Raw genomic sequence first — 13,192 nt, 5'->3', positions numbered from 1 at the left:
ACCCTGTGTTAACTTTCCCCTCCGTTTCCGGCAGGTTCCGCCTAACTGCCTGTGGGGCACCGCCGAAATCTTCAAAATAGTTTTAAAGTTTCTTCAGGCACTCTACCTCCTTTTAGTAAAGCAGGTCAATTAACCCGCATTGCTAAAAGTTCGGTTTGTTTTCAGAGCTTCAAAAACTCTCTATAAAGGTTGTGTGGTCTGTATTAGCATAAGGAGAGAGCTTTTGCTTTCTGTGGGAATTCCCTATGCCTGGCGCCTCAGTACTTGCCGCGCTAGAGTGTAACAGTAATAACTCCTCTGGAAGTTCCCTACCCACATATTTTTTTCAAAAAGTTTTACTTTTCTCTTCACAACTGTTTGGAAGGCTACTGAACATCTATACCTACCCCCCTTTTCAAAGCAAAAGCCCTCTCGTTTGGGAAAGGGCTTTTTAACTATAGTGAATTCCTGGATTTACTTATGCTGTCTTTGGTCTCTTATATAAAGGCACTGTACTGCATGGTTCACCATACATCAGACTGCTTACCACCGGCGACAGCTTTCGCATGATCTCTACATAAGCGTATGTCGGGACAGGTATACTGCCGCATCCTTTAATAACTACTTTACCATCGCGGTATTCTTCCGGGTCTATTTTAGCAATTGCTTCCTGCATGAGGGCTTGCTCTAATGCTTCCAGATCTCCGAATACATAGTAGTTGGCATGTGCCTGCAGTTTTGTGGCCAGTAACATGTAGGCCCAGGTCGGTACGATGGCATCTACAGAGCAGATGATGGCGACGTTCTTACCGGCATACACCGACCAGTCATGGTCTTTCACAAAAGCCCGGAAATCCTTCTCGCGCAGGATCAGGCCCTGAAACAGGTTGTCCTTTATATCATATACCACGCGCTCTCCCGGATGAAGCAACTCTTCCAGGTTGAGGGTCACGAGTGCGCTTTGCGCTACCTTGTTAATTATATCTGACATTGCTCTAGCTTATTTAATCGTGTTCTTAGTAGGACTCGTTATATAAACATCCTTCAGGTAGAAGGGTTCATAATAGGCCACATCTTCAAAGGCCTGCTGCTCATACTTCAGCAAGGACAGCTGTCCGATTGGCTTGGCTGATGGCTGTATACTATCAATAAAGAGCGCATTGGCATTGCCTTCCTGCAGTTTTTTGAACTTGGCGGCGCCATTGCCGAAGAAAATGATCGGCTGCCGCGCTAGCTCTTCCTGAAAACTCTGCTCGTCTAACACCACAGGCGCTACAGGCAGTTGCTCCTCCAGGTTAGCATTGAGCAAACAGGTATAGACTTCCATGCGTCGGGCATCCATCATGGGACAAAACAGGTATTCCTGCGCATTGGGTACTCCGTCTATGGCTTGCTTAGCCAACCCATATAAAGTAGACACTTCCAGCAGCGGAATATCGAGTGAGTAGCAAAGGCCTTTGGCAGTAGAGCTGCCGATGCGCAAACCGGTATAGGAACCAGGCCCGCCTGAAACAGCCACAGCGCTCAAGTCGTGCAAGGTATAGCCACAGTTCTCAACCAGCTGCGAAATCATGACCGTGATATGGGAAGAATGAGACTTTTCGATCTGCAGCTCGGAAGCACCCAGTAAGTCCGCTCCTTTATATAAGGCAACAGAACATACGTTAGACGAAGTTTCGAGCGCAAGCAGTAATGGCATAATTGAACTTGTGTTGAATGATACTACAAAAGTACGTCCGAAAGAGCAGGAAACAAAAAAGGTGACACCGTACCGGCATCACCCTTTTGCTTATACCTTGTTTTCTTACTTCACTTTCAGGTATGACGCATACTCCTGCTGATTGCTGAGCACACGCTTGGCCATCAGAATATCCGGATCATCATCGAACGAAGATTCGATGTAGCCTTTCTGCAGGTAGTAACGGGAGGCGATTTCTGCCTCGAGCATTTCCTGTATCTCGGCACGGAAGCGCATCAGGTCATTCGACTTGTTGTGCGACACCTTTTTCTTAATGGCATCCAGCTCCAGTTTGATGTCGTCCAGGTGCTTTCCATCTTTCGCCTGCTCGGTCAGTTCCTCCAGCTCGCGCTCTACTTTGGTGGTGTAGTTCACATCTTTGTTATCCAGGAAGGCGATGAACTTCTGGTAGTCAGCATCTGTCAGCTTAAACTGCTTGGCTGAAGGTATAGTCGGGTTTTCTGCTCTATACTTGTTGGCGTACTCAAAGAAATAACCCTTCATCGCGATTGTTCTGGCAATTTCGGAGTAAGCCTTGCGGGTAACTTCCACATCCGGGCTAACGCCTCCGCCATCGTACACGATGCGACCTCCGGCTGTTTTATGGGCCACCTTGAGCGAATCCGGAATTTTGCCGGCGCTGCCGTCCTCGTTGCGGTGCTGGTAGTCGATGGCCTGTATACTGCGGCCGCTTGGGATGTAGTATTTAGCAGTTGTTACTTTCAGTTGTGAGTTATAGGAAAGCGGACGGGTTGCCTGCACTAGGCCCTTGCCGAAAGTGCGCTCCCCTACCAGCACAGCCCGGTCATAGTCCTGCATCACACCAGCCACGATCTCAGAAGCCGAAGCACTACGCGAGCTGGTCAGGATCACCATCGGCACGGTCTTGTCAAGTGGTTCGTCCAGCGCTTTGTAGGTTTTGTTCCACTCCTTTACTTTGCCTTTGGTACTAACAATGTCGCTGCCCTTGTCAACAAACAAGTTGGAGATGTTCACTGCTTCGTGCAGCAAGCCACCCGGATTATCGCGCAAATCGAAAATGATCTTTTTAGCTCCCTGCTCTTTCAGCTTTTGCACAGCCGTTCTTACCTCTTTAGAAGCATCCACTGTGAAACCCGACAGCTGGAAGTAACCGATCTCATTGTCAATCATGCCATAATAAGGCACGTTGTCGACCATGATGTTGGCACGGGTCAGTTCCACTGTTCTTGGCTTCGACTGTCCGTAGCTGCGCACCTCGAGTTTTACAACAGAGTTGGCCTGCCCCTTCAACAGCTTGCTCACTTCAGAAGTCGTCTTGCTGGAAACGTTTACCCCGTCTATTTTGGTGATCTCGTCGCCGATTACCAGGCCCGCCTTGTGCGCCGGAGAGTTCTCATAGGGCATCTGCACCACAATTTTGTTGTCGCGGCTGCCAATGAGTGCGCCAATGCCGCCGTACTGTCCGGTGGTCATGGTGCGAAAATCTTCAATATCGTCTTCTGGGATGTAGTTGGTATAGGGGTCGAGCGACTTGAGCATCGCGTCTATACCTGTGCGCACCAGTTTGGACGGCGGCACTTCGTCTACATAATAGGTATTTACTTCTTTGAAAAGCGTGGCAAAAACGTCGAGGTTTTTGGCAATTTCGAAATAGCGCTCCGACTCGCTCTTAAAGGAGAAGAGGGTCAGTGCTAAGCTGCCGGCAAGGACACCAGCTATTAACTTCTTATACATAGAATTTCAGGTTTAGGGAGCGGGGTAAGACTATCTAGTCAAACAACGTTCCAAACCGGAAATTAGTTTTTTTTGGATTGTATCAAAGGATTTTTTTTCCTTGCCGATATAAATAATGGCCAGGAGGCGGGGTGCCCGTCCTTGATTTTGGGTAAGCAGGTGCTTATTAAGGCGGTAAGCCTCACGTATCTGGCGCTTCAGGCGGTTCCGGTCAACGGCACGCTTAAAGTTGCGCTTCGAAACGGAAATGACCAACTGCGTACTTTCGGAAAGAGGTGCTTCGGGCGTGTGGTACACGAACCTGAGCGGATACAAATTAAAAGAAGAACCCTTGCTAAACAGCAGCGTGATAAGGCGCTTACTGCACAAGCGTTCTTCTTTCGAATATGTATAAGAAATCGGCTGCTCTGCTGGTTTGTCTTTAGCTGGATCCATACGCATGACGGCTCCGGGCTGAGCAAAGCACAACCAGATTACTAAGCTTTGTGTCTTCTTTCGTCAGAAACAGAAAGTTTCTTTCTGCCTTTAGCTCTTCTGCTAGCTAGTACTCTTCTTCCGTTAGCGGTTTCCATTCTTGATCTGAAACCGTGCTTATTTCTTCTTTTTCTCTGCGAAGGCTGGAATGTTCTTTTCATCGGATGCCAATGGTTTTATTATGGCCTGCAAAATTAGGGAAGCTTTTCTAAAATAGCAATCCCACGTCCTATATTATTTCAAAAAATACAGAAAAAAGGGCCTGTACATCATTTAAAATTGTTTGTAGCGCGTAGCTATACCTTGTTTTGGCCCATACTTATACCCCGTATACCTGCGTTAAACACAGATTATCTTAATTTTACCCCAAACGCTATACCTTCACGTGCTATGATCCGACACCATATATCTTACGTCAATCCGCTAACGCACTTCCTTGATATCACGGTTACCATACCGGACAACAACCAACACGAGCTATACCTGCAGCTACCCGCCTGGCGACCGGGCCGCTACGAATTGCAGCACTTTGCCCAGAAGTTACGCGGTGTTACGGCCAGCGCCAATGGGGTGGCTATACCTGTGCACAAGGTGACCAAAGACCGTTGGCTGGTGGAAGCTGGTGGTGCGGAAAGCATTGAGGTTCGCTACAGTTTTTATGCCCGGCAAATGGACGGCGGCGGCTCGTGGCTGGACGAAGAGCAGCTATACCTGAACGGCATCAACTGCCTGATGGCCGTGGAAGATCGTGCGCACGAACAGCAGCAACTGCAGCTTGCTATACCTGATAACTGGCAAATCGCCTGCGGATTGCCCGAAACAGCTCACCATACCTTGCTAGCTGATAATTATGACCAGTTGGTGGACTCGCCTTTGATCGCCAGCGCCTCTCTTCAGAAAGAAACCTATACCGTCGCTGGTATACCTTTCCACATCTGGATACAGGGCGACTGCCGGCCGGACTGGGAACGGATCAAAAAGGATTTTGAGGCTTTCACGAAGGAGCAACTGGAGGTGTTTGGCGATTTTCCGGTGGGGGATTATCATTATCTGAACGAGATCCTCCCCTACCGTTTTTACCACGGGGTGGAGCATGTCAACTCCACTGTCATCACACTCGGACCTGGCGAGTTGCTCATGACGCCCGCTTTATATAAGGAGTTTCTGGGTGTGAGCTCGCATGAGCTTTTTCACACGTGGAACGTCAAACAGATCCGGCCGAAGGAAATGCTGCCCTACGACTTTACCGGGGAGAATTATTTCCGGACAGGCTATGTGGCGGAAGGTATAACAACCTACTACGGCGACTACATGCTGGCCCGCTCAGGCGTGTTTACGGCGGCGCAATATTTTGAAGAGCTCAACACGACGCTGCTGCGCTACTTCGCAGACCACAGCCGCTACCACATGTCCGTGGCCGACTCGTCATTCGACCTTTGGCTGGATGGTTACAAACCGGGTATTCCGGATCGTAAAGTATCGATTTATATTAAAGGAGCCCTCACCGCGTTGCTCTTGGATCTGCAGCTACGTCGTGCCACCGACAACAAAGCCAGTCTGGACACAGTGATGCGGCACCTTTGGGAAGACTTTGGGAAGCGCGGCATCGGGTATACCGAGGAGGACTATAAGCAACTCGTGCTACGTATCGGTGGGGAAGAGTTCAAGCATTATTTCGAGCAGTATATCAACGGCACCGCCCCTATGGAGGAGGCATTGGACGAGGCACTCACATACGTGGGCTGCACTTTGCTCGCAGAAGAGAATGCCTTGCTTTCCGAAAGGCTCTTCGGATTTAAGATCGTGGCGGATGCCCAAACGACCAAAGTAACCGCTATCGCTCCGGACTCTCCTGCCAGCACAGCTTTAAGTGTAGACGACGAGCTGATTGCGGTAAATGGGCGGAAGATAGAACAGAACCTGCAGCCGCTGCTGGCAGACATGGACCTCCGCCAAGGTATAGAACTCACGCTTTTCCGGAATAAGCGACTGCGGCACGTTAGGCTACAACCCAGCCAACAAACCTACTACACCAGGTATAGCATTGCCAAAAGTCCAGATGCGAAAGATGCTGAAAAGCAAAACTTTAAGCGCTGGCTAAAGCAGGAGTTTTAGTTAAATAGTAGTTTGAGATAGAATGACGGCTGCTTGAGTCGCTCGCGCAGGTCCAGGTCGGTGAACATGCAGGAGATCGTTTCGGCGAGGGCCTGGTTTTTAGATGCTTTACTTGCCACCTGGTTAAACAGCCAGGGGTAGTCGAGTAACTGCTGCATCCGACGACTGAGTTTGAGTTCTTTCCAGAGTCGGTTATACACTGCTTTGTCATACCCTTGCATAAAGTCAGCGGAGAAGTTTTGCTGCTGCAGGCAGAGTTCGGCCTGCGTAGCGGCCCAACGCCCGCTGATCATGGCGCTGCTGATTCCTTCGCCGGTAAAGGGGTCGATCAGGGAGGCGGCGTCGCCCACCAGCATGTAGTTGTTGCCGGAGATCACGCGCTTTTTGGACCCTAGTGGCAGGCCATACCCTTTGATGTCGCCCATCAGTTCGGCAGCAGCGAAGCGCTGCTTGAATTCGGGGTGCGTTTCGATTATGCGGAGCATCTCCTTTTTCAGGTTCACTTTCTTCTGGCTTACCGTCTCACTTAGCATGCCCACGCCCACATTGGCATAGCCGCCCGGCAGCGGGAAAATCCAGAAATAGCCGGGCAGGAAATCTTTTAGGAAGTGCAGCTCGATGAAATTATCCTTGTCGAGCCCCGCCACATTTTTGTAGTAGGCCCGAAGGCCAGCGCAGTAGTGCGCGGGCTCTTGTTCTATACCTGCTTCGCGCCGCGCAAAGGCAGAATGCGCTCCGTTGGCAGCAATAAGCAAACGGGTATTGATCTGATGCTCTTCGCTTTTGTCTGTCAGGGTATAGCCCTGCGCGTTGCGCTCCACCTTCGCGATGTCTATACCTTCCAGCAGCGTGATCTCGGGCCGCTGCTTTACCTGTTCGATCAGGAAGTTGTCGAAGTCGATCCGTTTGGAGATGTAGCCGGAGGGAACATCCTGTGCAGCATCGTAATTCGACTTGAATGGCACACTCAATTTATGCCCGGCCGGCGAGATGAAATGAATCCCCCACGAGGGCAGTTGCTCTTTCTGATCCCCCAACAGGGCGGGCAGGCCAGGGTCGATCCGCTTCAGTTCGTTTACTACTTTACCACTCAGGGCATCGCCGCACACCTTGTCTCTGGGGAAAACGGCTTTGTCGATGAGCACGCAAGGTATACCCTTGTTGGCTAGGTGCAGGGCTGCGGAAGCACCGCCCGGTCCGGCGCCCAGTATACAAATGTCGTGGTGCTGCATGCGTTGGTTTTATTGAAGGAAGCTAAAAATAAACAGCAAATCCGTGCCGAACGCTATACTTGCTCAAAAAAAGCGCATAAAAAAAAGGAAAGCCCGTAGGCCTTCCTCTCCTTATTTCATAGTCTTATTTTGTATTCCTGGCTCGCTTACTAATAGTAAGGGGTGCTTTCGCTACCTTTTGCCAGGTTAGGGTTGATTTGCCTTACGGCTATTTCTTGTCGTAAGGCGTGTTGTTCCCGCCCTTTGCCAGGTTGCGGTTGGGGTTCTGCACTTTTGTATCGTCTGCGTTCAACGCATTCTGGTTCGGCTGAGAATCTACATTACCCATTGGCTTATTTCGATCTTCTCCTTTCGGGTTATTCTTCTTCAACTCGTCCAGCGTTTTTTTATTTTCGTTCTTTAAGCTCATCGTTTTCAAGTTAGGTAATCGTATACCTTGGTTTTACCTACTAAGCCTTCACTTTGTTGCATTTTAGTGCAATTCCGACCAAACTACCTGAGCGCTAAAATTAAAAAAGGGAAGCCGAAGCCTCCCTTTCTTTAACATATAAAATCTTTATAATTAAGACAATACTGTGTCAAAAGCCACCAGGTTCACAAATTGCTGCACGCGGCCGTCAATCTCCTGCTGGTCTAGGTTCTTCAATCTTTCAGTACCAAATTTTTCTACGCAGAACGAGGCCATGGCCGAACCGTGGATGATGGCGCGCTTCATATTCTCGAAGCTGATGTCGCCTGTGGCAGCGATGTAGCCGATGAAACCACCGGCAAAGGTATCGCCCGCTCCGGTTGGGTCGAACACTTCCTCCAGCGGTAGGGCTGGCGCAAAGAATACTTTGCCTTCGTGGAACAACAGGGCACCGTGCTCTCCTTTTTTGATGATCAGGTATTTTGGTCCCATGGCCATGATCTTACGGGCAGCCTTCACCAAAGAGTACTCGCCGCTCAGCTGACGCGCCTCCTCGTCGTTGATCGACAGTACGTCTACCAGTGCGATGGTCTTCTGCAGTTCGTCCATAGCAATGTCCATCCAGAAGTTCATGGTGTCCATCACGATCAGTTTCGGACGGTTGTTGAGGCGCTCCAGTACCGTGCGCTGCACCTGCGGCGCCAGGTTGCCCAGCATCAGGAATTCGCAGTTTTGGTATGCTTCCGGAATGATCGGGTCAAAGTCGCCCAGCACGTTCAGCTCAGTAACCAGCGTTTCGCGGCTGTTCATGTCGTTGAAGTAGCGGCCGGACCAGAAGAAGGACTTCTCGTTCTCCTTTACCTGAACGCCCTCGGTGCTGATGTTGCGCTGGTGCATCAGGCTGATGTGGTCCTGATCGAAATCACCACCCACTACCGATACCACATTCACGGGCTTCACGAAATAGGAAGCCGACAGTGAAATGTACGTTGCCGCACCACCTACAATTTTATCTGTCTTCCCGAAGGGAGTTTCCAGCGCGTCGAACGCCATCGAACCTACTACTACTAAGCTCATATTTTTGAATTGTTGATTGTTAACCTAATTGTTGATTGCTAAATTGTTTAATTGTTGTTTCACGAATGTACTTAGTATCAACAATTTAACCATGCAGCCATTTAGCAATTTACCTTAAATGAAAAAAGCCCTTGAAGGATTGCTTCAAGGGCTTGGGGTGGAAGATGGGTCTCGAACCCACGACCCCCAGAATCACAATCTGGTGCTCTAACCAACTGAGCTACAACCACCGTGTCTCGTTTGAGAATGCAAATATACGCGGCGTTTTCTTATTTACAATACGTGAGAGGCATTTTTTTGAATAAAGTTCGTAATCCTAGTCCTCGAAAACATCTAAGCTATTAGGTATAAAGCCATTATCAACGTCACTAGCAATTCCTGTCATTTTGACCCCAGGGAAAAATCTGATAACCTAACAGGTATGGATCCGGATCTCTCCTGTTTTCGGGATGACAGTTTAAAATTTTAGACCCTTACTTACTCTTAGGCCGATTCATTCTAGGAAATTCTCCCCTTGAGGGGAGCGCAGAGGGGTGTTTACAAGTGAGAGGGGATTACAATTTGGCAGATTGCTGGCATTTAATCTCTGAGTATATACCCCTATTGACCCTTGGTCGCAAGTTTTGAACTCCCGTTCTCACTTGTCCTCAAGGGGATAGTTTAGGATAATGGAACGGCCCTTACTTACTCAGTTTAGTGCCGCACCACGGGCAGTAGTTGATCACTACCATCGTAGCACTGCCGTTGTGTACAGGTATACCGTAAAAGTCTTCGTCCCATTTGTTGATAATCACTTCCGGATCATCATACCTGATCTCCCCTTCCGCATCCAGGCTCTCGTATACCTTGTCTGCCATCATCAGGCAGCAGTAGTTCTCATAGTCGAATCCCCGGCTTTTCAGCTTTTCGGCTGTTGCCCAGTTGTAGCAGGCTTCGTCTTCGTGAATCGCTTCTTCATACGCTTCGTACTCCTCTGATTGCAGCACTTCCTCCGGCAGCTCTTTCCCAAAGAAGCGGGCATGCAGCTCTTTGAATCGCTCTAGTTCCATCTCTATACCTACTTATTTATCTGTCAAACAAAAGGCGCTCGCCTTTTTTGCTCTCGTCAAACTCCCCGTTGGCAAAAGCCAGGTGACCGGACACGAAGGTATGGGTGATGGTGCTGCTGAAGGTATGGCCTTCGAAAGGCGACCAGTTGCACAGGTAGTAGGTGTTGTCTTTGGTGACGGTATAGGGTTTGTTCAGATCCACCAGTACCAAGTCGGCCCAGTAACCTTCGCGGATGTAGCCGCGCTCGCGCACGTTGAAGAGGATGGCCGGCGCATGGGCCATTTTTTCCACCACCTTCTCGATCGGCAGCTTGCCCTGCTTCACGAACTCGAGCATCATCTGCACCGAATGCTGCACCAGCGGCACACCGCTTGGCGCCTGCTTGTACTTGCCCTGCTTCTCTTCCCAGGTATGCGGCGCATGGTCGGTGGCGATCACGTCGAGCTTGTCTTCGAGCAAACCCTGCAGCAGACCTTCTTTGTGGCGGTGCTCTTTCACGGCCGGGTTGCACTTGATCAGGGTGCCGTATGTATCATAATCCTCTTTGTCGAACCAAAGGTGATGCACGCATACCTCGGCCGTAATGCGCTTCTGCTCGAGCGGAATATCGTTACGGAACAGCTTGAGCTCCTCTTCTGTGGAGATATGCAGGATGTGCAGGCGCGTGTTGTGCTTCTCGGCTAGCTTCACGGCCAGAAAGGACGACTTGAAACAGGCTGTCTCGTTACGGATCTCGGGATGGCACTTTATAGGGATATCCTCGCCGTACTTCTCTTCATAGATGGCCATGTTGTCGCGGATGGTCTGCTCGTCCTCGCAATGCACGGCGATTGGTAGCCTGGCCTTGGCGAAGATCTGCTCCAGCGTCTCTTCGTTGTCCACGAGCATGTTCCCCGTGGAAGAGCCCATGAAGATCTTGATGCCGCACACCGTGTTGGGGTTGGTGAGCAGCACCTCGGCCAGGTTGTCGTTGGTGGCCCCCATATAAAAGGAGTAGTTTGCCAGTGAGGTCTGAGAAGCAATCTTATACTTGTCTTCAAGCAATTCCTGCGTCACAGTGTTGGGCACCGTGTTGGGCATCTCCATAAACGAAGTCGTGCCGCCTGCCACAGCCGCTCTCGCCTCTGTCTCAATTCTGGCTTTGTGCGTGAGGCCCGGCTCGCGGAAGTGCACCTGGTCGTCGATGGCGCCGGGCAACAGGTGCAGGCCGGTAGCGTCAATGGTCTGGTCGGCTTCGGCTGCTATACCTGGTCCGATCTGCTCGATGCGCCCGTCTTTTACCAGCACATCGGCGGTGGTAGTGTTCCCTTCGTTTACAAGCTGTGCGTTCTTTATCAGGATAGATTTCATGCTGCTAAGGTATGTGCTCAACAAAGTTAACACACATTAGCGTTTTTCATGCACAATGCTATACCTGAAAAAGCAAAAGCTATACCTGCCGCTATTCGGGTTGCATCAGCTTGCCGATGAAGAGGATGGCGCCTGAGGATTTCTCCCGGATCATGAACACGAAAGGCCGGTCGATGCGTACGGAAGGCGGCAAGGAAGTAACCATAACACCAGTAGAAGTAACCGCGGCCGCTTCCGTGCCTTCTTCGTTCACCTCCACAAAGGTTTTATGCTTTACTTCGGAGATCGCCACGCTGCCATGCCCCTCTATCATGCGGCTAAAGTTGGCCTGGCTCGTAAAAGCAACGCCCATGCCCAGCTTTGTCAGCATGTCGTTCAGTTTTTTCTCATACTCCAGGTTAAACTTTGGCATGTGGAGCTCCCAGGTGGTTTTTTTCGCACCGGCCAGCCAGGCATTCAGGTTAGTCGGATTCAGCTCCGGCAAAATATCCTGCACCTTGTTGTCTCCGCCCGGCATCACGATGGTCATGCTGTACTGCCCGTTTCCGTAAGGCAGGTCAACCAGTTCTTTGGTATTGTCGCGGTAGTGCATGTATTCGCCTTTTTGCATCGTCATGAACTCAGGCGTAACCGTGTTGCCGTTCTCGAGCTGGAATGGCCCCGGCTTGGTCAGGCTCTTATCAAAAGGGTAAGTCCAGGTGCCTTTGAAATAGATGGCGTTGATCAGAAACAGCACCTCATCCCGCCCGATTTCCTCGATGATCTTGTCTATCTTATCGTTGGTTTTGCTTTTCACCCAGTTGTTGATCTGGTCTACTGCGGCTGGAGAGGCAAAATCGAGCCCCTGCAGGGTGGCGTCGAAGTAGGTTTTGTTGGTCTGGATGAAAGGCGCCTGCAGTCGCACCATATTGCTATGCCATAGCGAGTTGGCCGAAGTAAAAACGACCTGCTTGTCTATCCCTTTTAAGAGCGCGTCCAGGTCCTTAAAAGACTTGTTGATCTCGTCATCGGAGGGCAGCGTAAAGCCCAGCGCTTGGCGCATCGCTTCTTTGGTTTCGCCATCGGCCCCGTTGTAGGCCATGCCCAGCGACATGCTGATGCTCAGGGGGGAGATGAAAACATTCTCCGCTCCTTCTGCTTCGCTCAATTGCGCAAAAGCCCGGAAAGCAAAGTCATTGGAACTGCTCACCGTCTTCTGCTCCTGTGCTGTGAGCGGACGGATGTTGGGTGTATTCAGTCCGTCGTCTACCATCTCTTTCTGGCAACCGGAAAACAAACTCATCGCCGCAAGGGCTATACCTGAGAGAAATATGCTTTTATTCATGGATAACTTCGGATTAAGGTAAAGGGCTATACCTGAAAGACCCGGATCAGGGCGGGATGGTTGCATATGGCGTTTTACTTATCCTGTTTACCAGGGGAAACACTGCGGTCCGACCGCTCCCCCACCATACTCCAGTACCACCTGATCGGTATACAGCACATAGGTACAGCTGTCATCGTAATTTGCCCTCAGGCTGTCAGGTATAGGCTTATCAAACAGATTATAAAAATACATGCCCATCCCGCTACGCTGAAAGCCTATGTTAAAAGGACTGCTGTTTGTTACCGAAATGCATCCGGCTTCATCCAATTTTGCTTTTAGGATCTTGAGTGTTTTACGTGACCATCCCAACGAAGTAATCATAGAGTCAACCCTTGCAGATTTAATCTTCAAATCCCAATTGTCATTCCGCATTTTGCTCCCTGTGGTTGTGTCTAGAGTGGATATGTGAAAAATGTTTAGCTCGTTATTATCTGTAAACTCAATTTTCACAGTGTGATGGGCAGGCACAATGGATTGGAAATAAGATTTGAGTGCAAGCATCTCGGCTTGCTTGGAATCATAATGCGCTATTAGTTCCTGTATTGTGTACTCCTTATCAAAAGCGCCAAAGGCAGCCATAATCATCAGAAGAACACTTACAAGGCCAATGAAGGCTAGGCCTGCTAATATGAGCAACCATTTAAGAATCTTTTTAAGCATAATGACAACTCCAATATATAAGCCTC

13 protein-coding genes and 1 tRNA gene are annotated in these 13,192 nt (G+C 49.9%); 1 reads left to right on the top strand and 13 read right to left on the bottom strand.

Annotated features, from left to right (window positions below; all coding sequences use genetic code 11):
- Window positions 1-457: 457 nt before the first annotated feature.
- The 5 genes from IEV97_RS19945 to rpmH all read right to left on the bottom strand — a co-directional run bounded on the left by IEV97_RS19945 (window position 458) and on the right by rpmH (window position 4,068).
- Window positions 458-970 carry a DUF2480 family protein gene (locus IEV97_RS19945; RefSeq protein ID WP_188503255.1) on the bottom strand — a complete coding sequence of 171 codons (513 nt, stop codon included), beginning with the start codon at window positions 968-970 and terminating at the stop codon, window positions 458-460.
- Between the two features lie 9 nt (window positions 971-979).
- Window positions 980-1,678, bottom strand: coding sequence for a tRNA (adenosine(37)-N6)-threonylcarbamoyltransferase complex dimerization subunit type 1 TsaB (tsaB, locus tag IEV97_RS19940; RefSeq protein WP_188503254.1), 699 nt, complete (start codon window positions 1,676-1,678; stop codon window positions 980-982).
- A gap of 105 nt (window positions 1,679-1,783) precedes the next feature.
- Window positions 1,784-3,433: a S41 family peptidase gene (locus IEV97_RS19935; protein WP_188503253.1), complete on the bottom strand. Its 1,650-nt coding sequence runs from the start codon at window positions 3,431-3,433 to the stop codon at window positions 1,784-1,786.
- Between the two features lie 30 nt (window positions 3,434-3,463).
- Window positions 3,464-3,868 carry a ribonuclease P protein component gene (rnpA, locus tag IEV97_RS19930; RefSeq protein WP_229734059.1) on the bottom strand — a complete coding sequence of 135 codons (405 nt, stop codon included), beginning with the start codon at window positions 3,866-3,868 and terminating at the stop codon, window positions 3,464-3,466.
- A gap of 41 nt (window positions 3,869-3,909) precedes the next feature.
- Window positions 3,910-4,068: a 50S ribosomal protein L34 gene (rpmH, locus tag IEV97_RS19925; RefSeq protein WP_071594924.1), complete on the bottom strand. Its 159-nt coding sequence runs from the start codon at window positions 4,066-4,068 to the stop codon at window positions 3,910-3,912.
- A 229-nt stretch (window positions 4,069-4,297) separates the two neighbouring features.
- Here rpmH and IEV97_RS19920 point away from each other — a divergent pair, with 229 nt between their 5' ends.
- Window positions 4,298-6,022 (top strand): M61 family metallopeptidase, encoded by a 1,725-nt coding sequence (locus tag IEV97_RS19920; RefSeq protein WP_188503252.1) that lies wholly within the window; start codon window positions 4,298-4,300, stop codon window positions 6,020-6,022.
- On the opposite strand, the gene IEV97_RS19915 is transcribed toward IEV97_RS19920, so the two are convergent.
- From IEV97_RS19915 to IEV97_RS19880, 8 genes are all read right to left on the bottom strand, one after another.
- A complete protein-coding gene (locus tag IEV97_RS19915; RefSeq protein ID WP_188503251.1) occupies window positions 6,019-7,254 on the bottom strand; it encodes an NAD(P)/FAD-dependent oxidoreductase in 1,236 nt (411 codons plus the stop codon). The genes IEV97_RS19920 and IEV97_RS19915 overlap by 4 nt on opposite strands.
- A 208-nt stretch (window positions 7,255-7,462) precedes the next feature.
- Window positions 7,463-7,663: a hypothetical protein gene (locus IEV97_RS19910; RefSeq protein WP_188503250.1), complete on the bottom strand. Its 201-nt coding sequence runs from the start codon at window positions 7,661-7,663 to the stop codon at window positions 7,463-7,465.
- A gap of 153 nt (window positions 7,664-7,816) precedes the next feature.
- Window positions 7,817-8,740, bottom strand: coding sequence for a PfkB family carbohydrate kinase (locus IEV97_RS19905; protein ID WP_188503249.1), 924 nt, complete (start codon window positions 8,738-8,740; stop codon window positions 7,817-7,819).
- A gap of 153 nt (window positions 8,741-8,893) precedes the next feature.
- Window positions 8,894-8,970: transfer RNA gene (locus IEV97_RS19900), tRNA-His, on the bottom strand.
- Window positions 8,971-9,420: 450 nt separating this feature from the next.
- Window positions 9,421-9,789, bottom strand: coding sequence for a DUF6980 family protein (locus IEV97_RS19895; protein ID WP_188503248.1), 369 nt, complete (start codon window positions 9,787-9,789; stop codon window positions 9,421-9,423).
- A gap of 16 nt (window positions 9,790-9,805) precedes the next feature.
- The gene (locus IEV97_RS19890) at window positions 9,806-11,140 is read right to left on the bottom strand and encodes a dihydroorotase (RefSeq protein WP_188503247.1); all 1,335 of its coding nucleotides are present in this window, start codon (window positions 11,138-11,140) and stop codon (window positions 9,806-9,808) included.
- A 91-nt stretch (window positions 11,141-11,231) separates the two neighbouring features.
- Window positions 11,232-12,530 carry a serpin family protein gene (locus IEV97_RS19885; protein WP_188503246.1) on the bottom strand — a complete coding sequence of 433 codons (1,299 nt, stop codon included), beginning with the start codon at window positions 12,528-12,530 and terminating at the stop codon, window positions 11,232-11,234.
- Between the two features lie 21 nt (window positions 12,531-12,551).
- A complete protein-coding gene (locus IEV97_RS19880) occupies window positions 12,552-13,166 on the bottom strand; it encodes a hypothetical protein (RefSeq protein WP_188503245.1) in 615 nt (204 codons plus the stop codon).
- Window positions 13,167-13,192 lie beyond the last annotated feature (26 nt).

The sequence above is a fragment of the Pontibacter amylolyticus genome, from assembly GCF_014638845.1.
GTDB classification, from domain to species: domain Bacteria; phylum Bacteroidota; class Bacteroidia; order Cytophagales; family Hymenobacteraceae; genus Pontibacter; species Pontibacter amylolyticus.
Note: the sequence above shows the minus strand (reverse complement) of the source record. Positions and strands in the feature narration are given on the sequence as shown.